30 protein-coding genes and 1 riboswitch are annotated in these 26898 nt (G+C 67.0%); of the genes, 8 read left to right on the top strand and 22 right to left on the bottom strand.

The window, feature by feature from the left end:
- The first annotated feature begins 132 nt into the window (after nt 1-132).
- The gene (locus G372_RS0112120; protein WP_019624352.1) at nt 133-423 is read left to right on the top strand and encodes a GIY-YIG nuclease family protein; all 291 of its coding nucleotides are present in this window, start codon (nt 133-135) and stop codon (nt 421-423) included.
- A gap of 247 nt (nt 424-670) precedes the next feature.
- Here G372_RS0112120 and G372_RS0112115 read toward each other — a convergent pair whose 3' ends face one another.
- From G372_RS0112115 to G372_RS0112085, 6 genes are all read right to left on the bottom strand, one after another.
- Entirely contained in the window at nt 671-1054 is a 384-nt protein-coding gene (locus G372_RS0112115) for a flagellar protein FliT (protein ID WP_019624353.1), read from the bottom strand.
- Nucleotides 1055-1103: 49 nt separating this feature from the next.
- Nucleotides 1104-1517 carry a flagellar export chaperone FliS gene (gene fliS / locus G372_RS0112110; RefSeq protein WP_019624354.1) on the bottom strand — a complete coding sequence of 138 codons (414 nt, stop codon included), beginning with the start codon at nt 1515-1517 and terminating at the stop codon, nt 1104-1106.
- Nucleotides 1518-1558: 41 nt separating this feature from the next.
- Entirely contained in the window at nt 1559-2908 is a 1350-nt protein-coding gene (fliD, locus tag G372_RS0112105; RefSeq protein ID WP_019624355.1) for a flagellar filament capping protein FliD, read from the bottom strand.
- 458 nt (nt 2909-3366) lie between these two features.
- On the bottom strand, nt 3367-3603 hold the full coding sequence (locus G372_RS0112095) for a flagellar protein FlaG (RefSeq protein ID WP_019624357.1): 237 nt from the start codon (nt 3601-3603) through the stop codon (nt 3367-3369).
- A gap of 263 nt (nt 3604-3866) precedes the next feature.
- On the bottom strand, nt 3867-5282 hold the full coding sequence (locus G372_RS0112090; protein ID WP_019624358.1) for a flagellin: 1416 nt from the start codon (nt 5280-5282) through the stop codon (nt 3867-3869).
- A 529-nt stretch (nt 5283-5811) separates the two neighbouring features.
- Complete coding sequence (locus G372_RS0112085) at nt 5812-6435, bottom strand: YIP1 family protein (RefSeq protein WP_026340394.1); 624 nt, start codon at nt 6433-6435, stop codon at nt 5812-5814.
- An 83-nt stretch (nt 6436-6518) separates the two neighbouring features.
- On the opposite strand from G372_RS0112085, the gene G372_RS0112080 reads away from it, so the two are divergent.
- Nucleotides 6519-6914, top strand: coding sequence for a PIN domain-containing protein (locus G372_RS0112080; RefSeq protein ID WP_026340395.1), 396 nt, complete (start codon nt 6519-6521; stop codon nt 6912-6914).
- A 17-nt stretch (nt 6915-6931) separates the two neighbouring features.
- The gene (locus tag G372_RS0112075; protein ID WP_018864461.1) at nt 6932-7141 is read left to right on the top strand and encodes a hypothetical protein; all 210 of its coding nucleotides are present in this window, start codon (nt 6932-6934) and stop codon (nt 7139-7141) included.
- Here G372_RS0112075 and cobS read toward each other — a convergent pair.
- The 8 genes from cobS to bluB form a co-directional block, all read right to left on the bottom strand.
- On the bottom strand, nt 7138-7908 hold the full coding sequence (cobS, locus tag G372_RS0112070) for an adenosylcobinamide-GDP ribazoletransferase (RefSeq protein ID WP_019624361.1): 771 nt from the start codon (nt 7906-7908) through the stop codon (nt 7138-7140). The genes G372_RS0112075 and cobS overlap by 4 nt on opposite strands.
- Before the next feature lie 211 nt (nt 7909-8119).
- Nucleotides 8120-8692, bottom strand: coding sequence for a histidine phosphatase family protein (locus tag G372_RS0112065; RefSeq protein WP_019624362.1), 573 nt, complete (start codon nt 8690-8692; stop codon nt 8120-8122).
- Nucleotides 8689-9750 carry a nicotinate-nucleotide--dimethylbenzimidazole phosphoribosyltransferase gene (gene cobT, locus G372_RS0112060; protein WP_019624363.1) on the bottom strand — a complete coding sequence of 354 codons (1062 nt, stop codon included), beginning with the start codon at nt 9748-9750 and terminating at the stop codon, nt 8689-8691. Before cobT ends, G372_RS0112065 begins: the two co-directional genes overlap by 4 nt.
- 144 nt (nt 9751-9894) lie before the next feature.
- Nucleotides 9895-10416, bottom strand: coding sequence for a bifunctional adenosylcobinamide kinase/adenosylcobinamide-phosphate guanylyltransferase (gene cobU, locus G372_RS0112055; RefSeq protein WP_019624364.1), 522 nt, complete (start codon nt 10414-10416; stop codon nt 9895-9897).
- Nucleotides 10413-11900, bottom strand: a complete 1488-nt coding sequence (locus G372_RS0112050) for a cobyric acid synthase (RefSeq protein ID WP_019624365.1) — start codon at nt 11898-11900, stop codon at nt 10413-10415. Before G372_RS0112050 ends, cobU begins: the two co-directional genes overlap by 4 nt.
- Nucleotides 11897-12856, bottom strand: coding sequence for a threonine-phosphate decarboxylase CobD (gene cobD / locus G372_RS0112045; RefSeq protein WP_019624366.1), 960 nt, complete (start codon nt 12854-12856; stop codon nt 11897-11899). The genes G372_RS0112050 and cobD overlap by 4 nt, the downstream gene beginning before the upstream one ends.
- 52 nt (nt 12857-12908) lie before the next feature.
- Nucleotides 12909-13811 carry an adenosylcobinamide-phosphate synthase CbiB gene (gene cbiB, locus G372_RS0112040; RefSeq protein ID WP_019624367.1) on the bottom strand — a complete coding sequence of 301 codons (903 nt, stop codon included), beginning with the start codon at nt 13809-13811 and terminating at the stop codon, nt 12909-12911.
- Nucleotides 13808-14527, bottom strand: coding sequence for a 5,6-dimethylbenzimidazole synthase (bluB, locus tag G372_RS0112035; RefSeq protein ID WP_019624368.1), 720 nt, complete (start codon nt 14525-14527; stop codon nt 13808-13810). Before bluB ends, cbiB begins: the two co-directional genes overlap by 4 nt.
- A gap of 96 nt (nt 14528-14623) precedes the next feature.
- Nucleotides 14624-14825, bottom strand: a riboswitch (cobalamin riboswitch).
- Between the two features lie 155 nt (nt 14826-14980).
- Between bluB and G372_RS0112030 the strand changes: the two genes are divergently transcribed.
- From G372_RS0112030 to G372_RS0112010, 5 genes are read left to right on the top strand one after another with little or no spacing between them, the layout of a single operon-like run.
- The gene (locus G372_RS0112030) at nt 14981-15874 is read left to right on the top strand and encodes a cobalamin-binding protein (protein ID WP_425274054.1); all 894 of its coding nucleotides are present in this window, start codon (nt 14981-14983) and stop codon (nt 15872-15874) included.
- Between the two features lie 6 nt (nt 15875-15880).
- Complete coding sequence (locus G372_RS0112025) at nt 15881-16852, top strand: FecCD family ABC transporter permease (RefSeq protein ID WP_019624370.1); 972 nt, start codon at nt 15881-15883, stop codon at nt 16850-16852.
- Nucleotides 16852-17706, top strand: a complete 855-nt coding sequence (locus tag G372_RS0112020; protein WP_019624371.1) for an ABC transporter ATP-binding protein — start codon at nt 16852-16854, stop codon at nt 17704-17706. The genes G372_RS0112025 and G372_RS0112020 overlap by 1 nt, the downstream gene beginning before the upstream one ends.
- A gap of 12 nt (nt 17707-17718) precedes the next feature.
- Nucleotides 17719-18108 (top strand): hypothetical protein, encoded by a 390-nt coding sequence (locus G372_RS0112015; RefSeq protein WP_019624372.1) that lies wholly within the window; start codon nt 17719-17721, stop codon nt 18106-18108.
- Nucleotides 18109-18167: 59 nt separating this feature from the next.
- Complete coding sequence (locus G372_RS0112010; protein WP_019624373.1) at nt 18168-19016, top strand: pirin family protein; 849 nt, start codon at nt 18168-18170, stop codon at nt 19014-19016.
- 157 nt (nt 19017-19173) lie between these two features.
- Here G372_RS0112010 and glpK read toward each other — a convergent pair whose 3' ends face one another.
- The 8 genes from glpK to G372_RS0111970 all read right to left on the bottom strand — a co-directional run bounded on the left by glpK (nt 19174) and on the right by G372_RS0111970 (nt 26885).
- Nucleotides 19174-20691: a glycerol kinase GlpK gene (glpK, locus tag G372_RS0112005; protein ID WP_019624374.1), complete on the bottom strand. Its 1518-nt coding sequence runs from the start codon at nt 20689-20691 to the stop codon at nt 19174-19176.
- Nucleotides 20692-20740: 49 nt separating this feature from the next.
- On the bottom strand, nt 20741-21127 hold the full coding sequence (locus tag G372_RS0112000; protein WP_026340397.1) for a VOC family protein: 387 nt from the start codon (nt 21125-21127) through the stop codon (nt 20741-20743).
- Complete coding sequence (ispF, locus tag G372_RS0111995) at nt 21124-21624, bottom strand: 2-C-methyl-D-erythritol 2,4-cyclodiphosphate synthase (protein ID WP_026340398.1); 501 nt, start codon at nt 21622-21624, stop codon at nt 21124-21126. The genes G372_RS0112000 and ispF overlap by 4 nt, the downstream gene beginning before the upstream one ends.
- Nucleotides 21621-22370, bottom strand: a complete 750-nt coding sequence (ispD, locus tag G372_RS0111990) for a 2-C-methyl-D-erythritol 4-phosphate cytidylyltransferase (protein ID WP_019624377.1) — start codon at nt 22368-22370, stop codon at nt 21621-21623. Before ispD ends, ispF begins: the two co-directional genes overlap by 4 nt.
- Entirely contained in the window at nt 22363-22770 is a 408-nt protein-coding gene (gene ftsB / locus G372_RS0111985; protein WP_018864479.1) for a cell division protein FtsB, read from the bottom strand. Before ftsB ends, ispD begins: the two co-directional genes overlap by 8 nt.
- Before the next feature lie 150 nt (nt 22771-22920).
- Nucleotides 22921-24198, bottom strand: coding sequence for a phosphopyruvate hydratase (eno, locus tag G372_RS0111980; protein ID WP_018864480.1), 1278 nt, complete (start codon nt 24196-24198; stop codon nt 22921-22923).
- Between the two features lie 83 nt (nt 24199-24281).
- Nucleotides 24282-25124 (bottom strand): 3-deoxy-8-phosphooctulonate synthase, encoded by an 843-nt coding sequence (gene kdsA / locus G372_RS0111975; RefSeq protein ID WP_018864481.1) that lies wholly within the window; start codon nt 25122-25124, stop codon nt 24282-24284.
- Nucleotides 25125-25217: 93 nt separating this feature from the next.
- A complete protein-coding gene (locus G372_RS0111970) occupies nt 25218-26885 on the bottom strand; it encodes a CTP synthase (RefSeq protein WP_018864482.1) in 1668 nt (555 codons plus the stop codon).
- Nucleotides 26886-26898 lie beyond the last annotated feature (13 nt).

The raw sequence follows: 26898 nt of genomic DNA, 5'->3' as shown, positions 1-26898 counted from the left end.
CCCCAACGGTCTGCCCAAACCCCGGCGCCAGAGATCCCGGATAACCGCAACGCGGTTTCCGGGATGACAGCGTCCTCATCGACGAGAACATCTATGGCACACTCAAACCCTGGCCTCGCAAGGACGCGAACCATGGAGAGACACCCCGCCGTCTATATCCTCACCAACCGCCCCCACGGCACGCTCTACACCGGCGTCACGAGCAACCTGCCCGCCCGCATCACCCAGCACCGGCAGGACCTGGTACCCGGCTTCACTCAACGCTACCGCCTACACTTCCTCGTCTGGTTCGAGCAGCACGCCCAAATGGACGAAGCCATCCTCCGCGAAAAGCAGATCAAACGCTGGCACCGCCCCTGGAAAATCCACCTCATCGAACGCGATAACCCTACCTGGCAGGACCTCTACGAAGGCCTCTTCTAACACTGCCATGACCCGCGGTCGCCCCACCGTCATCCCGGCCGCAGCGCAGCGGAGAGCCGGGATCTCCGCGTCAGACAGAACCCAACGGTCTGCCCAAGCCCAACGCATGAGATCCCGGATAACCGCTTCGCAGTTTCCGGGATGACGAGAGGGGGGTCACGAGGGCAAAGACTCGAACCGAACGCTGAGCAAGTAGCGACCTACCTCGGCCGCATCCGGGACATCAGGTACCGATTGAACCTGCGATTCAGCCGCCGGGCTTCATCGGCCCGGAGCGCATGGAATTACGGCGGGTGTTCTCGTAGGCGTTCGTGCCCTTGCGCCCCGCTCGCAGCTCACGCAACTGGCGGCTGGCATCGCCGCGGCGTTCGGCCAGGATCGGGACGGTTTCTTCATAGAACGCCGACAGGCGCTCCAGGGCGCTGCGCAGGGCATCGCCCGTGTCATCACGCAACGGTACGGGCTCCTCGCCAAAGGCGCGCTCGACCAGCACACGCGCCTTCAGGTCCAGCTCTTCCAGGCGATCCCAGTCTTCTTCGCGGATAGCCTGATCCATCAGGCCGCGTACGGCCTCCACCGCATCCTCCAGCGTTGCACCGGAGTCCTCTGTACCCGCATCGTTTGTCGTCATGATCGGCGCACGACACCACGCGGCAGGTGCACGGTCAAGTGCAGCGGCCTCAACCGGCCTTGCGCTGGCGTTCCTCGGGCGGAATCTCGTCCCAGCCGGCCTTGATCTCGCGCAGCAGCTTGGCCACCTCGTCCAGCGCCGCCGGATCGTTCTGGGCATTACCTTCCAGCAGACGACGGCTCATGTACTGATACAGCGCATCCAGGTTGCCGGACAGTTCAGGGTTGTGCTTGTGGTCCAGCACCGAACGCAGTGACTCGACGATGTCGATCGCCTTGCCGATCTTCTCGCCCTTCAGGCTCACGTTGCCCTGCTGCATCGCGCCCTTGGCGACCGCAATCCGCTCCAGTGCACCCTCGAAAAGCATCTGGATCAATCGGTGCGGATCGGCCACCTGCGCCTCGGCCAGCGCGCCGGACTGCCGGTACTGGTTCACCCCTCGATTCATGCCCGGTCCGTACATCTGCGTTTCTCCGTTATCCATTCACCGCCTGGCGGCAGTTATCAACGAGAGTTGTTGTTCGCCAGCGGCATGTTCGCCAGCTGGTTGGTCAGGTAATCGCCCGTGCTCTGCATCTTTGCCACCATCTGGTCCATTCGCGAAAACTGGCGGACAAGACGCTGTTCCAGCTGCTCCATGCGCGCGTCAAGGTCCTCGCGTTGCGAGCTGATCCGGCTCAGTTCGCCCTGCAGCCCATCGGTACGCGCCGCAATCAGGCCATCACGCCCCGTGAAGCTGTTCGCAATCCCTTCCATCTGGCCGCTGATGTCGCGCACCACGTCGGCTACGGTTTCGAAACCGTCACGATCCAGCGCCTCGTTGAACCGGCTGGAGTCGAAACTCAGAGTGCCGTCGCGGTTGGAAACGATGCCCAGCTCGGCGAAGGTCGAGGCCGTCGCTTCCGGCACCTGAGCAGTGCCCATCAAGGCGTTGCCGAGGCGGCTGCGGATGTTGCGCACCGTGCTGTCGCCGGTGAGTACAGAGTCTTCGTCCGATTCCGGATCAAAACTCGTCAGCTGGCTGGTCTGCCCCACCAACGCGTTGTAGTTCTCGACAAAGCCCTCCAGCAACTCCTGGAGTTCGTCGCGGTCTTCCTCGATCGAAACCGTGGTCGGCGCCCCGCCGGAGGTACCGGTCAGCTCGATCTCCACCCCATCAATCGCGTTGTCCAGGGTATTGCTGGCGCTGTTGATCTCCAGACCGTTGATGAACGCGCGCGCATCCTGCGCGGCACGCGCCACCTCGGTGTTTTCCAGCCGGCCCAGCCCTTCGGCCGTGCCCCCGGTTACCGAAACATCAATCGTGTTCGCCGCCCCGGTCTCGTTCGACTCGAAGACGAGCCGGGCGCCGTTCTCGTCGTTCACGATGGACGCCGCAACACCCGCGCCGGACTCGTTGATCGCGTCGCGTACATCGCGAAGGGACATGCCCTCCTCGATATCCAGCGTAACGTCGTTATCGCCCACCTGAATCGTGAGTTGCCCGGCCCCCACTTCTTCATCGCCATCGGCGAACGCGCCCGATGCGGTGGCACGAATCTCCGCCTGGGCCAGCTGCTCCACCTCCAGCGAGAAGCTCCGGTTCTCGGCCGTGCCATCCGTGCTGACGCGGGCGACACTCTCGTCGCCCACCGACACCACCTGTTGCGGCTCGAAGCCCGACAGCGAAGACAGCGATGAACCCACCTGATCAACGCTGCTGGTCAGTTCCCCGAACGCCGAAATCTGCGCCTCGACCTTCTGCTCGCGGCGATCCAGACGCTCCTCGCGCGGTGCGCGCTCCGCGTTGACCAGATCCCCGACGATCTGATTGAGATCCAGCCCGGAACCTACACCCAGTGAACTGATTGCCATCGTCCTTCCGCTCCTCGGCACCCGACGTCTCGGGCCCCATGCACGTGCTTGTACTCGCTATTACGACAGCCTAGCCCAAACCTTGAGCCCGCCGCAGGAAAACCGGCTCAACATCGGCATACCGCGCCCCGACTTGATCCCCCGGAAAATCCCGTCATTGCGAGCGAAGCGAAGCAATCTCCAGAATCTGGCACCAACATCCCAGAGCCCCAACCCCGTCATCCCGGAAACTGCAAAGCATGTATCCGGGATCTCCCACCGTGTGGCAAACCCCGCCGCCCGGGATAAAGCCACCTCCAAAGATCCTGGCTCTACCCAGCGCTTCGGCCGGGATGACATGAAGGGCGTGCTCGAGAAGGGGCGAGGCAGTCAAAGCCAGACGCCGGAACGAAAAAAGCCGGGCCCGCTGCCGGGCCCGGCTTAACAACACATCACGCTTGCAGATGTAACAACGGCCGTCAGGCCTTGTCCGCCAGCCCCGTGCCACCGAGCTCCTGCTCGGTCTGGAACTGTTCCACCAGGGCCAGTACGGCCTCCGGCGGAATCTGGCGGATCACCTCTTCGCGTTCTCCATCCATCACCGTGATCACCGTGCGGCCGCTGCTGTCGTCCACGCTGAACTCCAGCGCCCGCTTGGTGGATTGCAGGTAGGAATTGATCGACTCCACCACCTGGTTGACCTCCGCCATGTCCATGGCCTCGATCGCCGGTCCGGTGGAACCAGGAGCCGAAGATTCCGTGCTACTGCCCGTACGCGCGACGGCCTCCGGCCGCCCCTCGCCACGAACAAGACCCGCACCGAGACCCGGGGCCTTGGCCCCCTCGCCCCCGCGCGGGTTCACTGCCACCAGCGGTGATGTGATACTGCCGATTCCATCACTCATATCGCTGTCCTCTTCAGAAGGGGAGGATGGCGCTCTCGCCATCCTCCCTCAACCAGAAGCCCGAGTGATCGAGCTTACTGCAGCAGGGCCAGCACGTTCTGCGGAACGGCGTTGGCCTGCGACAGCACCGACGTACCCGCCTGCTGCAGCACCTGGGCGCGGGTCAGCTCGGCGGTCTCGGAGGCAAAGTCGGCATCCATGATGCGGGACCGGGCGGCCGACAGATTCTCCGAGGAGATCTCCAGGTTGGCGATGGTGTTCTCGAAGCGCACCTGCACCGCACCCAACTCGGAACGCAGCGTAGAAATCTGCTGCAACGCCAGGTCGACCGTACCAATCGTCTCCGTGGCGTCCTCGCGAGTCGCAACGCTCACATCATTCAGCGTCCGGGTTTCTTCATTGTCATTGTCAAACCCCAGTTCGCCTGCGGCGTCGCCGCCCACTTCAATCCCGGTGCCGATCGCGGCTTGCAGGTCGATGCCCTGAACAAATTCGGCGGTGTCTTCATCAGCGTCAAGGTCACCAATCGCCAGACCGGTACCATCACCACCAGTATCGGTCATCTCGATGGTAAAATCTGAGTCGGAGGTAAAGACCAGATCACCGTCGACGTTCTCAGCCGTCACGCCAGTCGTGCTCGATTGAGCGTTGATAGCGGCGACTGCATCATCGATATCAGAGCCTCCGTCAATGACGATCTCGGTACCGTTAATTTCGATCGTCGCGTCATGGTCACCCGGGTCGCCATTAGGCCCAGTGAAGCCCAGCGCTTCCGTCACAACAGGACCACTACTCCGCTCGGCGGTTACACCGGTGTCGTCGGACATGGCATTAATCGCTGCAACGATGTCGTCGAAGCTGGAGATATCGCTCAGATTGATTTCTTCACCGTTAATCGTAAGATCATCCGTGAGTTCGGAGAAGTCCGAGCCGTTCGACAGCGCCGCGGCATCAATCGCGACACCATCCATCACGTCTGCCCCAAGTTCAGAACCTCGGGCATCAACGCCATCCACCGAGATCGTCTGGTTCTGGTTCGCGCCTACCTGGAAAACCAGGGTTTCGAGCGCACCGTTCAGGATGTTTTCACCGTTAAACTCGGTGGAATTGGCTACCCGGTTGATCTCTTCAACCAGCTGGTTCACCTCGTTGTTCAGCGCCTCACGGTCCGAACTGGAGTTCGTGTCGTTCGCCGCCTGAACCGCGAGCTCGCGGATACGCTGCATCGCGTCGCTCACGGTACCCAGCGCACCTTCTGCAGATTGGGCAAAGGAAATGCCGTCATTCGCGTTGCGCGCTGCCTGGTTCAGGCCACGGATCTGGGAGGTGAAGCGCTCGGAAATCGCCAGACCGGCCGCGTCATCCTTGGCGCTGTTGATACGCAGGCCCGAGGACAGACGCTCCAGGCTCTGAGCCAGCGCGCCCTGGGAGTTGTTCAGGTTGCGCTGCGCGTTCAGGGAAAGAACGTTGGTGTTGATTACTTGGGACATGATCGCTCTCCTGTAGAGTCGTTCGTCACCGCCTCGGGCGGTTCTGGTGAACGGGCCGATCCCCGCTCTCAGGACCCTTAACGACCTCCCCCACAGAACCTTTAGCCTTTCGCCTCAATTTTTTTCACCCCCGGCAAATCCTTGCCACCCGGCCCACCGCACCGCCTTCCGGCGCCACCCCGATTCCGCCCCCCAGATCGTCATCCCGGCCGCGGCGAAGCGCAGAACCGGGATCTCCGACGCCGGGAATCCCCTTCAATTCCCAACGCCGACATCCCCGATAGTCACGCTGCGGTTTCCAGGGCGGCCGCGGTAGGACGGAAAAGAGAAGGCGCGCGGCGTAACGGAAACGCAAGCACGAAATCCAGCCCAGCCATTGTGGGAAGCCAATGCCAGATTGCCCCCTGTAGGAGGCGAGCCCTCTCGCCGATTGAGGTGTCCACGAAAATTAGACCAGCACAGGGCTGGCCAACACCCCATCGCCCAGAGGGCTGGGCTCCTACAAGTGTTATCCGGCGAACGAGGGATCTCAGATCAGCCAGGTGGTGCCGATGCGGGTCTCGGGCGTGGCACCGGGGATCAGGTCCATCAGCAGCCAGCCGAAGATGAGGGCGATGAAGGCGCCGCAGAAGACGGTAGCCACGAACAGGCCAATGCGGTTGCCGCGGCGCAGTCCGAGGACGCCGCGCAGCGACCAGTACAGCAGCCACAGGCTGTAGAGGATCAGCAAAAGCCCGATGGTGTTGCCCCAGGGCCAGGGAAAGGCGGCGGCGACCTTGCCCACCCAGGCGGGCAGCAGCCCGATGGTCACCGCCAGCATCGCCCGGTCCGGATGGGAGTAGCCCTGGAACAGTTCGGTCAGATAGTGCGCCGACCAGGCCAGGCCCAGCACGCCGATGCTCATCGCCAGCACGCTGTAGACGCCGAAGCCCCATGCGCCCGGCATCGCCTCCGGTGGCAGCCCGGTCGGGATGATCTGGTACAGCCACTGGCTGACGATCACGCTGACCACCAGCACCGGGAACGCCAGGCGCAGAAAGGTCTGCCACCAGGGCGGTGGCTCGATCGCCTGCGCATCGCGCACGGCGCACCGCGGGTTCATGAGAGTGCGCAGTGTCAAGCGCATTGGCTTCAATCGAACACTCAGGGTCATGCCTGGAGTATGTGGCAAAAACATGACCGTTCCGTGACAAACGGGCACCTGCCTGATGGTGTCAGTTTTGCTACCATATGCTCATGAAGGTGGTGTTCGATACCAACGTCTTCGTCGGCGCCTGCATGGGCATCGGCCCTGCGAACCAAACCATACGTGCATGTATCGAAGGGCACGTGACGCCCGTTATGGGCACCGCCTTGTTCCGGGAATACGAGGATGTGTTGGGTCGTTCGGAGCTTTTTGAAGGGAGCCTGCTGGATATTTTCGCGGCCCGGTGCCTATGGTCACGAATCTACTTTGGATGGCGACCTAACCTCCGTGACGAAGGCGACAACCACCTGATTGAACTCGCGGTAGCAGCCGGTTGCCACATGATTGTGACGCGCAACCAACGCGATTTTGTCCAGATGGAGCTGCAGTTTCCGGAGATTCGTATCCTCGAACCCGCCGAACTGCTGGAGGTAATCCACAAATGACAGCTTTAACCGTACGTTTGCCTGACGAAAAGTACGAGCGACTGAAGGCGCTGGCACGCGAACGCGGCACTAGCGTGAACCGCCTTGTGGACGAGATGGCCACACTGATGATTGCCGAACACGACGCGGAAACCCGTTTCCGGGCTCGGGCCCTGCGCGGACAAGGCCGGGAACAGGAAGGGCTGGCGCTGCTGGACAAGGCGATGGGAGGACCCTCGCCACATTAGTGGCTAAGGGTCAGCACCAGAATCACGAGGGTCAGGGTCTCCACCAGCTCCAGCGTGGCCCCGGCCGTATCGCCGGTGAAACCGCCCAGCCAGTGTCTCAGTACGCGCGTTGCAACCCACAGCGTCAGCCCGGCGGCGACCAGGGCCGGTATCACCCCCCAAAGGCCGGAGAGCAGGCCCAGCACCAGCACCACCGCGGCCGAGCCGCCGACGACGCCGATGGCGGCGCTGCGTGGAAGGTGCTTGGCCATGTCCGCGCCCAATCCGACGGGGTTCACGTAGGGGGTGGTCAGAAACAGTACCGGCGGCACCACGCGCCCCAGCAGCACCGCGAGCAGCAGCGCGACCCAGGCACCGGTCTCGACCACCGCCACCAGCGCCGTACCTTTCAGCAACAGGATCAGGACCAGTGCCGCGACCGCCATCGGCCCGCAGGCCGGGTCCTTCATGATGGCCTGGGCCCGCTCCGGATGGCGTTGCCCGCCGACCCAGGCATCCACCGTGTCCGCCAGCCCGTCCAGGTGCAGCGCGCCGGTCAGCGCGACCCAGAATGTCAGCACCAGCGCCACGACCAGCAACACCGGCGCCCCGGGGATCGCGGCAAGCCCGATCCCCACCAGCACCAGAACCAGACCCAGGATCAGCCCCACCAGCGGATAGGCCAGTACCGAACGGCCGAGATCCTCGGGCCGCGGCTCCTGTGCCGGCGTCGGCAGCCGCGTCAAGAACTGCAGTGCCAGCCAGAAGGGGGCTAATACCGAGTTCATTGCACCCCTCCGTCCATTCTTGCTGTAGGAGGCCAGCCCTCTGGCCGATGGGGCGTTGGCATACTCCCAATCGCCCAGAAGGGTACCAATATCAGTTTCATACGCCCCCTTCCGCCATTCCCACGTGTAGGAGGCCAGCCCCCTGGCCGATGGGGCTTTGGCATATTTCCAATCGGCCAGGGGGCTGGCCTCCTACAGGTCTCCTGAGCGATCACGAGGGGACCCCTTCACGCTGGCCCGGTTCGACCACGTGAAGCGAGGCCAACGGGACTTCGATCGACAATAGTTTCTCCAACGGCCAGCCCTCCAGGTGGGCGCGCAGCAGGCGGATGACGCCGCCGTGGGTAACAACGAGGACACGACCGCCCGGCGCCACTACGCTCTGTTCCCATCCGGCCAGCACCCGGTCGCGGAAGCTTCCGAGGTCTTCGCCGTTGGGTGGCGGGCAGCCGAACGGGTCTTCCCAGAACCGGCCCAGCGCCTCGGCGTCCGTCTGCATCAGGGCCTCGGCCGTTTGCCCCTCCCAGTCCCCAAAATGTAGCTCTTGAAGGCGTGGATCGCACTGCACGGGGAGCCCGGCCGCGCGGGCAAAGCCTTCAGCCGGGAGCCGGCAGCGCTGCAGCGGCGAGCACACGACACGATCCCACTCGCCGGAGGACTCGAAGGCCGCATGCATCGTCCGCTCGCCTTCCGGGGTCAGCGGATCATCGCAGCCGCGCCCGCGAAAGCCGGTGCCGATCGTCTCGCCGTGGCGCAACAGGCCGATCCGGGCTGCAGCGGTCATGGGGTATCGCCCGAGACGCCGGCCTCGGCGAAGGTCGCCATGCCGGCATGCAGCTCGCAGGCCAGGCGCAGCAGAGGCACGGCCGTGGCCGCCCCGCTGCCCTCGCCCAGGCGCATGCCGAGATCCAGCAGCGGCTCGGCCGCCAGTGCCTCCAGCAGTCGCTGGTGCCCCGGCTCCGCCGAGCTGTGGGCATAGAAGAACCAGTCCGCCGTGCCCGGGCACAGCCGCTCGGCCACCAGCGCCGCCGAGGTGCTGATGAAACCATCCACCAGCACCGGCAGCCCGATCTGCGCCGCGGCGATATAGGCGCCGGCCAGCCCCGCGATCTCGAACCCCCCCAGACAGCGCAGGCTGCCAAGTGCCTCGCCGCGCACCGCGGCGTGGGTGCGCAGCGCCTGCTCGATCACCTCGGCCTTGTGGCGTACGCCATTCGCGTCCAGGCCCGTGCCCGGCCCGGCCAGATCGACCGGCGGCAGGTCCAGCATTGAGCAGGCGAGTGCAGCCGCAGCGGTCGTGTTGCCGATGCCCATCTCGCCGCCGATGAACAGTTGTGTGCCACTCCGCCGCGCGCGCTCGGCACACTGGCGGCCGGCGTTCAGCGCGCGTTCCAGCTGCGCCGGCGTCATCGCGGGTTCGCGGGCCAGGTTTGCGGTGCCGGGGCCCAGGTTCAGCTGCTGCACACCGCTGACGGCCGGTGGCTGGGCCACGGTACCCAGGTTGATCACCTCGATGGACGCGCCCAGGTGCCGCGCCAGCACCGAGATCGCGGCGCCGCCGCTCGCGAAGTTCGCGACCATCTGTGCGGTCACCGCCTGCGGGAAACGCGAAATGCCCTCGGCCACCACACCGTGATCGCCCGCGAACACCGCGACATGGACGCGCTCCAGCGTGGGCTGACCCACGCCCTGCATGGCGGCCAGGCGCTCGGCGATTGCCTCCAGCCGCCCGAGCGAGCCCGGCGGCTTGGTCAGCTGGGCCTGCCGCTCGGCGGCCGCCTGGCGCGCCTCGGCGCTCAGGGGTGCCGGCGGCACCTGCAGCCAGTCACAGTCTTCGGTCACGCGCTCTCCTTATTGGGTCAGGCTTCGCGGGCAAGCCCGCTCCCACAAGCAAATCCTCCCCCAAAAGGGCATGTGCGGCAGCCCTGTGGGAGCGGGCTTGCCCGCGAATCCCCGTCATCCTGGCCGCGGCAAGGCACGCCCGGGTCACAGAGAGTCACCCTTAAGCACATGCGGGAGGCCGGCGACGGTCAGGACGACGCGGTCCATCGCCGGGGCCAGGCGCTGGTGCAGCCAGCCCGCCTCGTCGGCGAAGCGGCGGGACAGCGGGTCCATCGGGGTGATCCCCATACCGGTCTCGTTGGAGACGAACACCAGCGTGCCCGGCAGCTGCGGCACGGTGGCGATCAGGGCCTCGCGCTCGCGTTCGATCAGGGCCTCGTCCTCGGTGCACAGGAGCTGGGTCAGCCACAGCGTCAGGCAATCGACCAGCAGGCATTCATTCGGCCTTGCGGCCTCTTCCAGCGCGGCGGCCAGGCCGGTATCGGCCTCGATCAGGCCCCAGTCCCCGGGACGGTCCGCGCGGTGGCGCTCGATGCGCCGCGCCATCTCGGCGTCGTCGGCACGCGCGGTGGCGATGTAGGTCACGTCCAGGCCGCTGGCATCAGCCAGCTGCTCCGCCAGCCGACTCTTGCCGGAACGCACGCCGCCCAGTACCAGCGTCTTCATGTCACAGGCTCCGTGTTCCCTGCCCGCAGCAGCGCGAGGATGCGCTCCAGGTCCAGATGCGCCTCCAGAGTATCGGCCAGACGTTCCAGGCCGCGCTCGCGCGCGGTCGTCAGGTCTTCGCCGTGCTCCGTCCCCGTGCTCATCCCGGCCCAGCGCAGCAGCAGCTCGGCCGCGGCACGTGAGTCGAACACCCCGTGAACATAGGTCCCCGCGACCGCGTCGTCCTCGCTGCGCGCACCGTCCGGGCCATGCTGTAGCTCCAGCAGCGGCCGCTCCAGTCCGGGGCCGGTCGTCACACCCGCATGGATCTCGTAGCCCTCCACCCGGGCCTCCTGCCCCAGCATACGAGCCCCGTGAACCCGCTCCAGGTGCTTTTCGGGTGCGAGGCGCGTCTCGATGTCCAGCCAGCCGAGCCCCGGCGTGGAGCCGGCCCGCCCCTCGACACCGTCAGGATCGTGCACGGCCCGACCCAGCATCTGGAAGCCACCACAGATCCCGAGCACCTTGCCGCCATAACGCACATGCCGCTGCAGCTCGCCTTCCCAGCCCTGCTCGCGCAACCAGGCGAGGTCGTCGCGCACGGCCTTGGACCCCGGCAGGATGACCAGGTCCGCCGGCTGCAGCGACTCGCCCGGGCCGGCGAAGCGAAGATCCACACCCGGGTGCAGGCGCAGCGGATCGAAATCGGTATGGTTGGAGATGCGCGGCAGGGCCGGCACGACGACCTTCAGGGCATCCGCACGCTTCTCCGGCACCGCCTCGCGCGGCAGCGCGTCCTCGGCATCCAGGTACAGCCCGTGGAGATACGGGATCACGCCCAGCACCGGCTTGCCGGTCTCCTCCTCCAGCCAGTCCAGCCCCGGCTGCAGGAGCGCCACATCGCCACGAAAGCGGTTGATCACGAAGCCCTGCACCCGCGCGCGTTCGGTCTCGCTCAGCAGCGCCAGCGTGCCCACCAGATGCGCAAACACGCCGCCGCGGTCGATATCCGCGACCAGGATCACCGGACAGTCCACCGCCTCGGCAAACCCCATGTTGGCGATGTCGCCTGCGCGCAGGTTGATCTCCGCCGGCGAGCCCGCGCCTTCCACCAGTACATGCGCGTACTGCGCGGTCAGCCGTCGATGCGAGGCCAGCACGGCCTCGCGAGCGACGGGCTTGTAGTCGTGGTAGGCACGGGCATCCAGCTCGGCCGCCGGGCGGCCGTGGATGATCACCTGCGCCCCCTGATCGGAGCTGGGCTTGAGCAGCACGGGGTTCATGTCGGTGTGCGGCTCCAGGCCGCAGGCGGCGGCCTGCAGGGCCTGGGCGCGCCCGATCTCGCCGCCGTCCAGGGTGACCGCGCTATTCAGCGCCATGTTCTGCGGCTTGAACGGCACCACCGACAGCCCACGGCGATGCAGCACCCGGGCCAGCCCAGCCACCAGCACGCTCTTGCCGGCATCCGATGTGGTGCCCTGCACCATGAGCGTTGTGCCGGTCATGCCTGCTGCAGCCCCGTTTCCAGCCGCTGCCACTCGGCCTCGCTCCCTGGCAGGCCGAAGCGCAGGCTGGCCGGGCGGTCGAAACGACGCACGAGGATGCCCTGACGCGCCAGCGCATCCTGGATCACCTGCGCACGTTCGGTCCGGCACCACTGGAACAGCGGCGTCCCGCCCGCCGGCGGCAAGCCGGCGTCCCGCAGCAGTGTCTCGAGCCGGCGCCCGGCCTCCTGCAGTCGCCTGCGCGTCTGGGTCTGCCACGCCCGGTCTTCCAGTGCCTGCTGCGCCACCCACCGCGCGGGGCCCGGCACGCTCCACGGCCCCAGCAGCTCGGCGATACGCCGCAGCCACCCATCCGGGGCCAGCACGAAGCCGACCCGCGCCCCGGCCAGACCGAAGAACTTGCCCAGCGAACGCAGCACGAACAGCCCCTCGCGCGGCGTATAGCCGGCCAGGCTCTGCTCGGGCGTGGTGTCCATGAAGGCCTCGTCGACCACCAGCCAGCCGCCGCGTGCGGCCAGCATGCGGTGCCAGTCGAGCAACGTCTCGGGGTCGAGATACACGGCGGTGGGGTTGTTCGGATTGACGAGCACCAGTACGTCCAGCGTGGCCGCTGCCCCGGCGAGCTCGTCTTCGGTCAGCTCGACCACTTCGTGTCCGGCGGCCCGCCAGGCACGGGCGTGCTCGTTGTAGCTCGGCTCCAGCACCCCGACACGCGCACGCTTCCCGCGCAGCCGTGGCAGCGCCTGGATCGCCGCCTGGGAACCGGCGACCGGCAGCAGCGATTCGGCGCCGTAGTACGCCCGGGCCGCGGCCTCCAGCCCGTCCTCGTCCTCCGGCAGGCGCTGCCAGGCCCCGGCGGGCACCGGCCCGACGGGATAACCCTGCGGGTTGATCCCCGTGGACAGGTCCAGCCACTGCGGCGCGGGGATGCCGTAATGCGCCGCCGCCGCACGCACACCGCCCCCGTGGACCTGCTCCAGCGGCCCGCTCGCGGATTCGGTTGTGGCGTTAGACGAATACAAGAATCAGTACTCCTGTTGCGATGGCCACTAGCCAGATCGCCAGCGCGCGATCCACCAGCCGCAGCGCGGCGTCGATGGTGCCCGGGCCGGGGGCGGCCCCGGCACCGAGAACCGGCCGTTCCTCGATACCCCCGGCATAGCGTGCCGGGCCGCCCAGTGTCACCCCCAGCGCCCCGGCCCCGGCGGCCATCACCGGCCCCGCGTTCGGGCTCTTCCAGCGTCTGCCCTGGTCGCGCCAGCAGCGCAGCGCCGTGCGTGTCTGACCGGCCAGCGCATAGGCCAGGCTGGTCAGGCGCGCCGGGACCCAGTTCAGGATATCGTCCAGCCGCGCCGCGACCCGCCCGAAGCGCGCATGGCGCGGCGTGCGGTAGCCCCACATCGCATCCAGCGTGTTCACCAGCCGGTAGACCACGACACCCGCCGCGCCGGCCACCAGGAACCAGAATACCGTCGCGAACACTGCGTCGTTGCCGTTCTCCAGCACCGACTCCGCCGTGGCCGCACGAACACCCGACGCGTCCAGCTCGGAGGTATCACGGCTGACCAGCATGCCGACCGCCTGTCGGGCGCCGGGCAAGTCCCCGGCCCGCAGGGCATCGGCCACCCGACGGGCGTGCTCCTCCAGCCCGCGCCCGCCGAGCGCCAGCCACAGCACGGCCAGTTCCACCAGCCAGCCAGCCGGCAGACGGCTCAGCCACCAGGCCGCGAGCCCGAAGGGCACGACCAGCGCCAGCACCCAGAAGCCGCCACGCCAGACCGAGTCCGCATGGGCGAACCGCTCCACGCCGGCTGCCAGCGTCCCGAAGCCGGCCAGTGGATGGCCGCGCCGCGGATCCCCCAGCAGCCGATCCAGCACCAGCGCGGCGACCAGCAGTGCAAAGGTGGTCATGCGCGGCGTCGAGCCGCGCGCGGCGCATCCGCACTCGAATCCCGTTGTTCCCAGCGATTCTCGAACACCAGTTCGTCCAGCGGCCGCCGCTGGTCCCAGCCCTCGGTTTCCAGCATCGGCCGCTCGTAGAACGCATCCACATGACCCAGGCACAGGATCGCGATCGGCCAGGCCCCTTCCGGCATCCCCAGCTCCCCGGCCAGCCAGTCCGGGTCGAACAGGGAGACCCAGCCCATGCCCAGGCCCTCGGCCCGGGCCGCGAGCCACAGGTTCTGGATCGCACAGGCCGCCGAGCACAGGTCCATCTCCGGGATCGTGCGCCGGCCCAGCACGTAGCGCTCGCGCCCGTCGGTCAGCGCGACTACCAGCAACTCCCCGGCATCGCGGATGCCTTCGAGCTTCAGCCGGTGCACCTCGGCCGCGCGCTCGCCGCAGGCCTCGGCCGTGCGCGCCTGTTCCGCCGCTACATGGCCATGCAGCGATTCGCGCAACCGCGCGTCTGTTACCCGCAGAAAGCGCCAGGGCTGCATGTAGCCCACGCTGGGCGCCTGGTGCGCGGCCTCCAGCAGGCGCCGCAGGGTATCGGCGTCCACCGGGTCCGGGCGGAAATGCCGCATGTCCCGGCGCTCGCCGATCACGCGATAGACCGCCGCGCGCTCCGCCGAGGCGAACGCGTTGGGATTCTCTTCTGACTGGTTGGGGTCTGGGGCCGTCATGAGCTTCCGTCGAGGCGACGGCACGGCGAAGACACGAAGGAACAGGCATCAAGCAAGCACGCCTGCGCCCTCGACCGTTGCCCGCCGCACGGTCGCAGGATGAATCACCGCCAGGCCGGTCTCCGGGCTCGCGAGCGTCGGACAATGCCGATCGGCGGACGCCTTCCCGGGCACAGGACCCAGTGGCCAGTCTGCCGAGCGATTTACCGCTCGCTTACCGTTGCGGGGGCAGCACCGGACTTGCACCGGCTTCCCGTTTCACCTGCCAACTGCAGGCACCTGACGAAAGCGGAGCATGATACGCGCTCAGGGCGCCCCCGACCAATTTGGGCACCAAACCATCTTGCCCTTGCTGCTATGATGAGACGCTTTCGCTGGCCGCGTCCCGAACCGGAATCACCGTACTTTTTACATTACGAACAATCGACAACCATCGGATACTCAATGCTTTTAATGGTCTCTAAAAGCCAGCTGATAGTTCTTGTCGCGATGCTCCTGTCCGCGGCGCCGGCACTGGCCGAAACGATCACAGTGACCGACGATGACGATCGCGAGGTCACGCTCGACCGGCCCGCTGAACGCATCGTCAGCCTGGCCCCGCACATCACGGAAGTCCTGTTCGCCGTCGGTGCCGGAGACAAGCTGGTGGGTGTCACACAGCACAGCGACTTCCCGCCGGAGGCGGAGGAGATCCCGCGGGTTGGTGGCTACAGCCGCGTCGACCTGGAACGCGTGGTCGAAATGGACCCGGACCTGGTGGTCGCCTGGCGCAGTGGCAATTCCAGCTCGCAGGTCGAGCGCCTGCGCGACCTGGGGCTGAACGTCTATGTCTCAGAACCGCGCAGCTTCGAGGGCGTCGCCTCCAGCATGCGTCGCATGGCCCAGCTCGCCGGTACCGACGAACGCGGCGAAGCGGCGATACAGGCCTTTCTCGACGAGATCGAGACGCTGCGGCGCGACTATGCCGACCGTGACGCGGTCCCGCTGTTCTACCAGGTGTGGGAACAGCCCCTGATGACGGTCAACGACGATCACCTGATCGGCGAGGCCATCCGCCTGTGCGGGGGCAAGAACGTGTTCGGCCACCTGGACCGCCTGGTGCCGCGCATGGACCGCGAGGCCGTGATCGAGGCCGATCCGGAGGTGATCATCGGCGGCGGCATGGGCGAAGACCGGCCGGACTGGGTGATTGCCTGGGAACAATGGGAGGACATGACCGCGGTGCAGCGCGACAACCTGTTCTTCATCCCGCCGTCGCTGCTCCAGCGTCACACCCCGCGGATTGCCGAGGGGACCCGGCTGATGTGCGAAGAGCTGGAACGGGCCCGTTCACGCCGGGACGACTGACCAGCCGTGACGCGCTCCTTCCTCCTCGCCACGGGGGTCCTGCTCCCGGCGTCGCTGCTTACGATCCTGATCGCGCTGGCCTATGGCAGCGTCGCCATTGCCCCCGGCGACCTGCTCGCGGTGATTCAGGGCGAAGGGAGCCGCCTGCACAACACGCTGATACTGGACCTGCGCCTGCCACGCGCCCTGGCCGCGTTCGCCGCCGGCGGGCTGCTGGGCGTCGCCGGCGCCTTGATGCAGGTGTTGCTGCGCAATCCGCTGGCCGATCCCTATGTGCTGGGACTCTCCGGGGGTGCCTCCGTCGGTGCCCTGCTGGCCATGCTCGCCGGCCTGTCGATGTTTTCGGTCTCGGTCGCCGCCTTCGCGGGTGCCTTGCTGTCCACGGTGATCGTGTTCGGCCTCGCACACGGCACCGGCAGCTGGACCCCAACACGGTTGCTGCTGACCGGCGTGGTCGTGGCGGCCGGCTGGGGGGCGGTGATCAGCTTCCTGCTCGCCGTGAGCCCGACCGCGGAGCTGCCCGGGATGCTGTACTGGCTGATGGGCGATGTCTCCCACGCCCGCAACCCCTACCCCGCCTGGGGCGTGCTGGTGCTGGTCGTACTGCTGGCCCTGCCCCTGGGGCGGACGCTGAACGTGCTGGCGCGGGGCCCGATGCAGGCGGCCGCACTGGGCGTGGCCGTGCGCCCGGTGGAGTGGACGATCTATGTCGCGGCGGCACTGATTACGGCCACCGCGGTAATGCAGGTCGGCGCGGTCGGCTTTGTCGGGCTGATCGTGCCGCACATGCTCCGGCTGGTGTTCGGCAACGACCAGCGCGTGATCCTGCCCGCCTCGGCGCTCGGCGGCGGCATCCTGCTGACACTGGCCGACACCCTCGCCCGGACGATGATCGCCCCGGAGCAGTTGCCCGTCGGCGTGATCACCGCGATGCTGGGCGTCCCCGTATTCCTGTTCCTGCTGTACCGGAGCCGCTGATGCCGCCGCACACTGCCGACCCCCAACGTCATGGCGATCCCCGCGCGTCCGGCACCGAGAGCGTGCACGAGGCCCCGGGGCCCGACACCCTGCTGGCCACCCACGATCTGGTTATCGATATACCGGAACGCGCCAGCGGCGCGCCTCTGGACCTGACCATCAACCCGGGACAGTGCTGGGGCATCCTCGGCCCGAACGGCGCGGGCAAGAGCACCCTGCTGCACACCCTGGGCGGGCTGCGCGCGGTCCGCGCCGGAGAGATCCATGTGCAAGGCCGTCCGCTGCCCGAATACTCGCGTGCACATCTGGCGCGCGAGCTGGGCCTGGTGTTCCAGAAGCACCACGACGGCTTCCCGGCAACGGTACTGGAGACGGCCCTGATCGGCCGCCACCCCTACCTGCGGCCCTGGGACATCGAGACCGCCGAGGACTACGCCCAGGCCCGTGCGGCCCTGGTCCGGATGGACCTGGCCGAGCTCGAGCACCGCCTGGTGGACACCCTGTCCGGCGGCGAGCGCCAGCGCCTGGCCATCGCCACCGTACTAACCCAGAACCCGCGGCTCCTGCTGCTCGACGAGCCCACCAGCCAGCTCGACCTGCACCATCAGGTGGCGGTGCTGGACCATATACGCGGCATCGCCCGGGACGACCGCGCCGCGATCCTGGTGCTGCACGACGTGAACCTGGCGGTACGCTACTGCGATCACCTGCTGCTGATGTTCCCCGACGGCAAGGCCTGCTGGGGTCCGACGCGGACGATGCTGGTACCGTCCGCGCTGGAGCGGCTGTACAACCAGGCGCTGAGCACCGGCGAGATCGATGGCCAGCCGGTCTTCATGCCGAACATCCCGTAACGAGGACGCCCCGTGGAATTCTTTCGCACCCTGCCCCTGCGGGCTGGCACCGATTCCCTGCAGGCCGAGCTGACCGTGCCGGCCCTGCCCCGGCTTTGCCCCGCTATCGACACGCTTGTTGAGGATGCCGGGCCGGATGCCGGCATCGTCTACTGCCTGTGGGGCGAGTTTCGTGTCCGGCGCGAGTGCATCAATGGCGGGGTACGCTTCAGCCTGCCGGGCTGCCCGAACGCACTCGCCTGGACCCTGACGACCGGGCATCCGCCGACCCCGGAGGCGGTCATGCTGCACCTGACCATCAACCGCCAGGAACACGACCCGGATTTCGTCGAGAGCCTTGAATTCTTTGCCGATAGCTGGCTGGAGCTGACATCGCTGCAGCCGCCCCATGACGGGCCCTGAATGCAATTTTCTTTTGCCTTTATGGTCGGTATGGTTGCAGGGTTCATCAAGGAGATGTCATGACCCCCACACCGCCGGACAGCGTACGCACAGCCCACCCGACCCAGGACGGCGCGGGTGTGAAGATTCGCCGCATCCATGACTTTGGCGGCGGCCTGGACCCCTTCCTGATGCTCGACGAGCTGAAAGCCAGTTCGAAGGAGGACTACATCGGTGGTTTCCCCTCCCACCCGCATCGCGGGTTCGAGACGCTGACCTACCTCGTCCACGGCGGCCTGACCCACGAGGATTCGATGGGCAACCAGGGGCGTGTGGAGGCCGGCGAGGCCCAGTGGATGAGTGCCGGGCGCGGGGTCATCCACTCCGAGATGCCCCTGCTGGATTCGGACGGGCTGCACGGCTTCCAGCTCTGGGTAAACCTGCCGGCGCGGCGCAAGATGGACCCGCCGCGCTACCGCGACGTGCGCGCCGACGCGATGCGCCACCTGCCGGAAGATGACGGTCCGCTGCACTTCAAGGCGATTGCCGGCTCCTGGCAGACCAGCGCCGGGGATACCGAAGGTCCGCTGGAACAGATCGGCGAAGGCGCGGCCATGGCGGATCTGAGCCTGCCCGCCGGCTACCGCCTGTCGCTGGCCGTCCAGCTGGACGACCGGGTGCTTGCCTATGTCTATGACGGCGAGCTCACCGGGCTGAAGACGGGCCAGCTGGGCACCTGGAGCGGGCAGACGCAGATCCACCTGATCGCACGGCAGGATGCGCGGGTGCTGCTCTTCAAGGGCCGCCCGCTGGGCGAACCGATCGCCCACTACGGCCCATTCGTGATGAACACCTCGGACGAGATCGAGCAGGCGATCAGCGACTACCAGTCCGGCCGGCTCGCGGCCGAGCCGGCCAGCATCGGCTGATCCGGCAGGGTCTGACTCTGGGAGGACCTTTCGCGGGCAAGCCCGCTCCCACAGTGATCTGGGGTACGCTGCCTCTCGAAGCCATCGCCCCCTGTGGGAGCCGCCTTGGCGGCGAAGCCCCTGCCCACGCCAGCCAGCCCCCCGGACCACCCGCCCGCTAGTCGGTCGCCTCGTGGTCGTCCTCGCGCGCCCACCCCATCGTGCGTTTCACGGCCTTCTTCCAGCCCCGGTAGTAGCGATCGCGGGTGGCCGCATCCATCTGCGGCTCGAATACCCGGTCCAGCTGGCTCTTCTGCGCCAGTTCATCGCGCGTCCAGAAGCCCACGGCCAGCCCGGCCAGATAGGCGGCCCCCAGGGCAGTCGATTCCGTGACCACCGGGCGCTCGACATTCACCCCGAGCATGTCGGCCTGGAACTGCATCATCACGTTGTTGGCGACCGCACCGCCGTCGACGCGCAGGCCCTTCAGCGCGATGCCGGAGTCCTGCTCCATCGCGTCGATCACGTCCTTGGTCTGGTAGGCCAGCGAGTCCAGCGTGGCGCGGGTGATGTGTTCCTTGCGCGTGCCGCGCGTCAGCCCGAAGATCGCCCCGCGGGCATACATGTCCCAGTACGGCGCACCGAGCCCCGCGAATGCCGGGACGACATAGACGCCGTCGGAGTCCTCCACCTTGCTCGCGTAGTATTCCGAGTCCTCGGCGGAGTCGATCAGCTTGAGCTCGTCCCGCAGCCACTGGATCGCGGCACCGGCAATGAAGATGGAGCCCTCCAGCGCGTACTCGACCTGGCCGTCGACGCTCCAGGCGACGGTCGTGAGCAGACCCGAGTGCGAAGTGACCGGCTCGGTGCCGGTGTTCATCAGGAGAAAGCAGCCGGTGCCATAGGTGTTCTTGGCCATGCCGCGATCGAAGCAGGTCTGCCCGAACAGCGCCGCATGCTGGTCGCCGGCCACGCCGGCGATGGGGATCTCGTGGGCCCCAAACATCTCGGTGCCCGTATGGCCCAGCACCTCGCTGGAGCCCCGGACCTCGGGGAGCATGGCCCGCGGGATCTCCAATTCGTCCAGCAGCGTGTCATCCCAGTCCAGCTCGTGGATGTTGAACAGCTGCGTGCGCGAGGCGTTGGAGACATCCGTCACGTGCCGCTCGCCGCGGGTCAGGTTCCAGATCAGCCAGGTATCCATGGTGCCGAACAGCAGCTCGCCGCGCTCCGCGCGCTCGCGCGCACCGTCCACGTGATCCAGCAGCCAGCGCAGCTTGGTACCGGAGAAATAGGCATCCACCACCAGCCCGCTGCGTTCCCGGATGGTCTCCTCCAGCCCGCGCGCCTTCAGCTCGTCGCAGAAACCCGCGGTGCGCCGGTCCTGCCAGACGATCGCCGGGTGGATCGGCTTGCCCGTCTCGCGGTCCCAGACCACGGTGGTCTCGCGCTGGTTGGTGATGCCGATGGCCGCCAGCTGGGACGGTTTGATGCCACGGGTCTCCAGCACCTCGCGCGCCGCCCCGATCTGGGTGCCCCAGATCTCCATCGCGTCGTGCTCGACCCAGCCGGGCTGGGGGTAATGCTGGGTGAACTCGCGCTGGGCCACACCAATGATCGACGCCTCACGATCGAACAGGATCGCCCGGCAGCTGGTCGTGCCCTGATCCAGGGCCAGGATGTACTCGCCGTCCATGTTCCCTCCTCGTGCAGCGGGGGTTTCGGCGCGGCGCACCCGCGCGGTGTCAGCCCGCCTCGATCAGTTCGACGGTGTTGCCATCCGGGTCGCGGACGAACGCGGCCGGTCGCCCGGACTGGCTGCGATCGGCCGGGTGCCCGGCGTTCTCCAGGCGTTGCAGTAAGGTGTCCAGACCACGCACGCGCAAGGCCAGGTGGCGATCGCGACCGCCGCGCACGTCGCGTTCGGTAGTGTCCGGATTGGGTACGCCAAGCAGGTGCAGGGTCTGCCCGCCGCCCAGGTCATACCAAAGCCCCGGAAAGCCGAGATCCGGACGCTCCACGGGGCGCAGCCCCAGGATCTCGCCATAGAACCGCGCGGACGCCTCCAGATCGGCGATCACGACACTGACGTGATCGAGACCCAGCACACTGGGGGATCGAGCCGCCGTCATACGTGCATCAGCCCCGAAGAAGGCTCCAGCAGCACCACCGCCTGCGCCGCAACCCCTTCTCCGCGCCCGGTGAAGCCCAGGCGCTCGGTGGTCGTCGCCTTCACATTCACGCAATCGGCCGCAAGCCCCAGGTCCGAGGCGATATGGTCCTCCATCGCCGCGACATGCGGGGCCATCTTCGGCGCCTGTGCGATCACGGTCGCATCCACGTTCACCGGACGCCACCCGGCCTCCTGGACGCGGCGCAGGGTCTCGCGCAGCAGGTCGCGGCTGTTCGCCCCGCGAAAGCGCTCGTCGGTATCGGGAAAGTGGCGGCCGATATCCCCCAGGCCCGCGGCCCCAAACAGGGCATCGCAGATCGCGTGCAACAGGACGTCGCCATCGGAATGCGCGACAAAGCCGTGATCGAACGGGATACGCACACCGCCCAGGATCAGATGATCGCCCGGCCCGAAGGCGTGCACGTCGAAGCCCTGCCCCACGCGCATGCGGCTCATGGCCGGAACCCCCCGTCCAGACGCCCCTGCTGCATCAGGTACAGCTGGGCCAGCTCCAGATCCTCGGCCCGGGTGATCTTGATGTTCATCATCGAGCCCTCGATCAGACGCGGACGGGCGCCATGCCATTCGATCGCGCTGGCCTCATCGGTAACCGGGTGTCCGGCCTCGCGCGCGGCCCGGTTGGCCTCCCGCAGCATGCCGAGACGGAACATCTGCGGTGTCAGCGCACGCCAGACGCGCTCGCGTTCCAGCGTGCGCTCGACCCGCCCATACTCGTCGCTCCACTTGACCGTGTCGGTGCTGGGTGTGGCCAGCAGACCGCCGACCGGGTCATCCCGCAGCGATTGCAGCAAATGGTCCAGGTCCGCGCGTGGCAGGCAGGGGCGTGCCGCATCGTGCACCAGTACCCAGTCGTCGGGGGAGGCCCGTTCCTGCAGAAAATCGAGTCCGTTCTGGACCGAGTCGGCCCGCTCGGCGCCGCCGGCGACGCGAAACAGGCGGCCCCCCGCCAACGGGAGATCCAGCGCGTCCGGGTCCACATCCGGCCCCAGCACCAGCACCACGCCGCGAATGCGCGGGTGCTCCAGGAAGATCGACAGGGTATGCGACAGGATGGTGCGCGGCCCCAGCGTCAGGAACTGCTTGGGTCGATCGGAGCCCATGCGCCGGCCCACGCCGGCCGCCGGGATCAGGGCCCAGTAGGCGGGTTCCGCGGAGGGGTTGTTGGTGTCGGGATCAGCCATCAAACGGATCCTCGGGTGGCAGCGTATCGGTTGCCGGCTCGCGTTCGCGGTCCGGGATCTCGGCGGGCCCCGGGGACACATCCCGCGCCGGGTCTGGCAACGGCTCCGGCACTGGACGCCGGTCGTCGTCCTCGCCGACCACAAAGAAGAAGATTTCGTCTTCGCGGATCATGCCCAGGTCGCGGCGGGCGCGCTCTTCCACTGCATCGGTGCCGGTACGCAGGTCCTGTACCTCGGCCTCCAGCGCCTGATTGCGCTGTTCCAGCTCGGCATTGGCCGCACGCTGCTCCTCTACCTGCTCCCGCAGGTCGCGTACGTCGCGCCAACTACCCTCTCCCAGCCACAGCGGCCACTGCAACAGCAGTAGCAGCACGGCCAGACCGATCAGCAACCAGCGCATCAGCGATTCCTGCGGCCGGTCGCCACGGCCAGCCGCCAGGGAGAGAGTCGAGCTTCCATGCCCGGCATTCTAAGTCCCCTTGGCGGCCGGGCACAGGAACCGCCCCGCAGGCTGCGCACCCTGGCCGTGGCAAACGAGGCAACCGCGGCCCTATCGCCGGATGTTGAAGGCATCCATGCCGGGATAACGCGCCCGGGACCCCAGATGTTCCTCGATCCGGATCAGCTGGTTGTACTTGGCCACGCGATCCGAGCGCGAGAGCGAACCGGTCTTGATCTGGCCAACCCCGGTGGCTACCGCCAGATCGGCGATGGTCACGTCCTCGGTCTCGCCGGAGCGATGCGAGATCACCGCCGTGAACTTCGCCTGGCGCGCCAGCTCGATGGCCTCCAGGGTCTCGGTTACGGTGCCGATCTGGTTCAGCTTGATCAGGATCGAGTTGGCCACCCCCTTGTCGATCCCTTCCTGCAGGATCTGCGTATTGGTCACGAACAGGTCGTCGCCGACCAGCTGCACGCGGTCACCGAGACGCTCGGTGAGGACCTTCCAGCCATCCCAGTCGTCCTCGCCCATGCCGTCCTCGATGGTCAGAATCGGGTACTGGTCGACCCAGTGGGCAAGGTACTCGCAGAACTCGTCGGCGGAGAAGGCCTTGCCCTCGGAGTCGAGGTGGTAGCGGCCGTCGCGATAGAACTCGGAGCTGGCACAATCGAGGCCCAGCCAGATGTCCTGCCCGGCCTTGAAGCCCGCCTTGTGGATGGCCTCGAGGATGACCTCGATCGCGGCCGAATTGGACGGCAGATCGGGGGCGAAGCCGCCCTCGTCCCCCACGCCCGTCGCCAGGTTGCGCTGACCCAGCACCTTCTTCAGGGCATGGAACACCTCGGCGCCGTAGCGCACGGCCTCGCGCACGGAATCCGCACCCACCGGCAGGATCATGAACTCCTGCATGTCGACGCTGTTGTCGGCATGGGCGCCGCCGTTGATGATGTTCATCATCGGCACCGGCAGCAGATTCGCCTGCTCGCCACCCATGGCCTCGAACAGCGGCTGCTCGCGATCCGCCGCCTGCGCGTGCGCGGCCGCCATCGACACGGCCAGCAGCGCGTTCGCACCCAGGCGCGACTTGTTCTCGGTGCCGTCCAGCTCGAGCATGCGGCGGTCCACCGCCGTCTGGTCCAGCTCCATGCCGCGCAGGGCGTCGCGGATTTCGCCATTCACATGGCCCACGGCCTTCTGCACGCCCTTGCCGCCATAGCGTGGCTCGTCGTCACGCAGCTCCAGTGCCTCGCGGGCCCCGGTGGAGGCCCCCGATGGCACCGCCGCGCGCCCCATGGCACCGGAATCCAGGACAACGTCGGCCTCGACCGTCGGGTTGCCCCGCGAGTCGATGATCTCGCGGGCGTGAATCTCCGCAATCTGGGACATGCTCTCTCCTTGAAAAATAAACCCATCCGCCTCGACAGTTGGAAGCGGAAGTTAAACGAAACTCTTAAATCTGTAACCGTGCCTCAGCCCAACCCGTACTCGGCCTCGGCAAACGGCTGTGCCTTGGTGGCGGCATCCAGCGCCTTGAGCGTGCTCAGCAGCTCCGCCATGCGCGGCAGCGGCCAGGCATTGGGCCCGTCCGAGAGCGCGCGCTCCGGGTCCGGATGGGTCTCCATGAACAGACCCGACACCCCGGAGGCAACGGCCGCCCGCGCCAGCACAGGGACGTATTCGCGCTGCCCGCCGGAGCTCGCGCCCTGCCCGCCCGGCTGCTGGACCGAATGCGTGGCGTCGAACACCACCGGGCAACCGGTCTGGCGCATCTGGGCCAGACCCCGCATGTCCGAGATCAGCGTGTTGTAGCCGAAGGAGACGCCGCGTTCGCAGACCATGATCTGGTCGTTCCCCGCCTCGCGCGCCTTGTCCACGACGTTGCCCATATCCCAGGGCGCGAGGAACTGGCCCTTCTTGATGTTCACCGGGCGCCCCTGACGCGCGACGTTCTGGATGAAGTTCGTCTGCCGGCACAGGAACGCGGGCGTTTGCAGCACGTCCACCACGGCCGCGACCTCGTCCAGCGGGGTGTCCTCGTGGACGTCGGTCAGCACCGGAACCCCCAACTGCCGCTTCACCTGCTCCAGGATGCGCAGGCCCTCTTCGATCCCCGGGCCACGGAAACTCTTTGTCGACGAGCGATTGGCCTTGTCGAACGAGGACTTGTAGACAAACGGGATACCCAGCTCGTCGGTGATCGCCTTGAGCGTGCCCGCGGTGTCCAGGGCCATCGCCTCGGATTCGATCACGCAGGGGCCGGCAATCAGAAAAAAGGGCCGGTCAAGGCCGACTTCAAAACCGCAAAGCTGCATGCTCTGTCCTGTAGGGCAGCCGGTACCCTCCCGGGGGTCGGCCGCGAAGCGTCATAGTGACGACGTGCCCGAGAGACGCTTTTCCGCGTCTCTCTACTCCGTCAGCGCCGTCGTGGTCTCCGGCTCGCGCTCGTCCTGATAGGTGCGCGCGGCACGGATAAACCCGGTAAACAGCGGATGCCCGTCGCGCGGGGTCGAGGTGAACTCCGGGTGGAACTGGCAGCCGATAAACCACGGGTGGTCCGGCAGTTCCACCGCCTCGACCAGCTCGCCGGACTCGGACACGCCGGAGATGCGCAGCCCCGCCGCCTCCAGCCGTTCGCGATAGGCATTGTTGAACTCGAAGCGGTGGCGATGGCGCTCGCTGACCTCTTCGCGGCCATAGGCCTCCGCAATCCGCGAACCCTGGGCCAGTCGCGCGGACTGTGCCCCCAGGCGCATCGTGCCGCCGAGATCGCTCTCGGCATCGCGCCGCTCGATGCGGCCCTCTCGGTCCTGCCACTCGGTAATGAGGGCGATCACCGGGTGCGGGGTGTCCGGGGCAAACTCCGTACTGTGCGCACCTTCGAGACCGGCCCGGGCACGCGCGAATTCGATCACCGCCACCTGCATACCGAGACAGATACCCAGGTAGGGCACGCCGTGCTCGCGCGCATAGCGCACGGCCGCAATCTTGCCCTCCACGCCACGCTCGCCGAAGCCGCCGGGCACCAGGATCGCATCCAGGCCTTCCATCTCGCCCTGGATCTCGGCATCGGCCCCTTCCAGCTTTTCCGAATCGAGATAGCGAATGCGCACTCGGGTCCCGACCTGCACGCCGGCATGGGTCAGGGCCTCGTTCACGGACTTGTAGGATTCGGTCAGATCGACGTACTTGCCAATCATGCCCACGGTGACCTCGGATTCCGGGAACTCCATGGCGTTGACCACGTGCTTCCAGTCCGACAGGTCGGCCTGCGGGGCCTCGATATGCAGCTTGCGCAGCACGATGTCGTCCAGCTTCTGCGAATGCAGCCACAGCGGGATCTTGTAGATGTTGTCCACATCCACCGCGGAGATGACCGCCTTCTCCTCGACGTTGGTAAACAGCGCGATCTTGCGCCGTTCCCCCTCCGGGATCGGATTGGTAGCCCGACACATCAGGATGTCCGGCTGGATCCCGATCGAGCGCAGTTCCTTGACCGAGTGCTGGGTGGGCTTGGTCTTGATCTCGCCGGCTGCGGCAATAAAGGGGACCAGGGTCAGGTGCATGAACAGGGCATTGTCGTGCCCCAGCTCCACGCCCATCTGGCGAATGGCCTCGAGAAACGGCAGGGACTCGATATCGCCCACCGTACCGCCGATCTCGATCAGCGCGATGTCGGCATCGCCCGCGCCCTCGCGAATGGAGCGCTTGATCTCGTCGGTGATATGCGGGATCACCTGCACCGTGCCGCCCAGGTAGTCGCCACGGCGCTCCTTGCGGATCACGTTCTCGTAGATCTGGCCGGTGGTGAAGTTGTTGCGCCGCGATGTCCGCACGCGCACGAAACGCTCGTAGTGTCCCAGATCGAGGTCCGTCTCCGCGCCATCGTCGGTCACGAAGACCTCGCCGTGCTGGAACGGGCTCATGGTACCCGGATCGACGTTGATATAGGGGTCGAGCTTGAGCAGCGTCACCTTGAGGCCGCGCGCCTCCAGGATGGCCCCCAGCGAGGCGGATGCAATGCCTTTGCCCAGAGACGAAACCACGCCTCCGGTAATGAATACATAACGCGTCATGCGGGAAACCTGG

The organism is Thioalkalivibrio thiocyanoxidans ARh2 (genome assembly GCF_000385215.1).
Taxonomy (GTDB): domain Bacteria; phylum Pseudomonadota; class Gammaproteobacteria; order Ectothiorhodospirales; family Ectothiorhodospiraceae; genus Thioalkalivibrio; species Thioalkalivibrio thiocyanoxidans.
This window is presented reverse-complemented; position numbering and strand designations above follow the sequence as displayed.

Bases quoted from the DNA above. Each gene is read 5' to 3' on its own strand.
- ispF (WP_026340398.1), bottom strand. From the start codon at position 21,624: ATGAGCCGCATGCGCGTGGGGCAGGGCTTCGACGTGCACGCCTTCGGG.
- G372_RS0112090 (WP_019624358.1), bottom strand. From the start codon at position 5,282: ATGTCCCAAGTAATCAACACCAACGTTCTTTCCCTGAACGCGCAGCGC.
- G372_RS0112050 (WP_019624365.1), bottom strand. From the start codon at position 11,900: ATGACCGGCACAACGCTCATGGTGCAGGGCACCACATCGGATGCCGGC.
- G372_RS0112115 (WP_019624353.1), bottom strand. From the start codon at position 1,054: ATGACGACAAACGATGCGGGTACAGAGGACTCCGGTGCAACGCTGGAG.
- G372_RS0112020 (WP_019624371.1), top strand. From the start codon at position 16,852: ATGCCGCCGCACACTGCCGACCCCCAACGTCATGGCGATCCCCGCGCG.
- cbiB (WP_019624367.1), bottom strand. From the start codon at position 13,811: ATGACCACCTTTGCACTGCTGGTCGCCGCGCTGGTGCTGGATCGGCTG.
- G372_RS0112010 (WP_019624373.1), top strand. From the start codon at position 18,168: ATGACCCCCACACCGCCGGACAGCGTACGCACAGCCCACCCGACCCAG.
- kdsA (WP_018864481.1), bottom strand. From the start codon at position 25,124: ATGCAGCTTTGCGGTTTTGAAGTCGGCCTTGACCGGCCCTTTTTTCTG.
- ftsB (WP_018864479.1), bottom strand. From the start codon at position 22,770: ATGCGCTGGTTGCTGATCGGTCTGGCCGTGCTGCTACTGCTGTTGCAG.
- bluB (WP_019624368.1), bottom strand. From the start codon at position 14,527: ATGACGGCCCCAGACCCCAACCAGTCAGAAGAGAATCCCAACGCGTTC.
- G372_RS0112000 (WP_026340397.1), bottom strand. From the start codon at position 21,127: ATGACGGCGGCTCGATCCCCCAGTGTGCTGGGTCTCGATCACGTCAGT.
- eno (WP_018864480.1), bottom strand. From the start codon at position 24,198: ATGTCCCAGATTGCGGAGATTCACGCCCGCGAGATCATCGACTCGCGG.
- G372_RS0112065 (WP_019624362.1), bottom strand. From the start codon at position 8,692: ATGACCGCTGCAGCCCGGATCGGCCTGTTGCGCCACGGCGAGACGATC.
- G372_RS0112085 (WP_026340394.1), bottom strand. From the start codon at position 6,435: ATGACCCTGAGTGTTCGATTGAAGCCAATGCGCTTGACACTGCGCACT.
- G372_RS0111970 (WP_018864482.1), bottom strand. From the start codon at position 26,885: ATGACGCGTTATGTATTCATTACCGGAGGCGTGGTTTCGTCTCTGGGC.
- G372_RS0112080 (WP_026340395.1), top strand. From the start codon at position 6,519: ATGAAGGTGGTGTTCGATACCAACGTCTTCGTCGGCGCCTGCATGGGC.
- G372_RS0112030 (WP_425274054.1), top strand. From the start codon at position 14,981: ATGGTCTCTAAAAGCCAGCTGATAGTTCTTGTCGCGATGCTCCTGTCC.
- ispD (WP_019624377.1), bottom strand. From the start codon at position 22,370: ATGGCTGATCCCGACACCAACAACCCCTCCGCGGAACCCGCCTACTGG.
- cobU (WP_019624364.1), bottom strand. From the start codon at position 10,416: ATGAAGACGCTGGTACTGGGCGGCGTGCGTTCCGGCAAGAGTCGGCTG.
- cobS (WP_019624361.1), bottom strand. From the start codon at position 7,908: ATGAACTCGGTATTAGCCCCCTTCTGGCTGGCACTGCAGTTCTTGACG.
- G372_RS0112120 (WP_019624352.1), top strand. From the start codon at position 133: ATGGAGAGACACCCCGCCGTCTATATCCTCACCAACCGCCCCCACGGC.
- G372_RS0112095 (WP_019624357.1), bottom strand. From the start codon at position 3,603: ATGGACATGGCGGAGGTCAACCAGGTGGTGGAGTCGATCAATTCCTAC.
- fliS (WP_019624354.1), bottom strand. From the start codon at position 1,517: ATGTACGGACCGGGCATGAATCGAGGGGTGAACCAGTACCGGCAGTCC.
- glpK (WP_019624374.1), bottom strand. From the start codon at position 20,691: ATGGACGGCGAGTACATCCTGGCCCTGGATCAGGGCACGACCAGCTGC.
- fliD (WP_019624355.1), bottom strand. From the start codon at position 2,908: ATGGCAATCAGTTCACTGGGTGTAGGTTCCGGGCTGGATCTCAATCAG.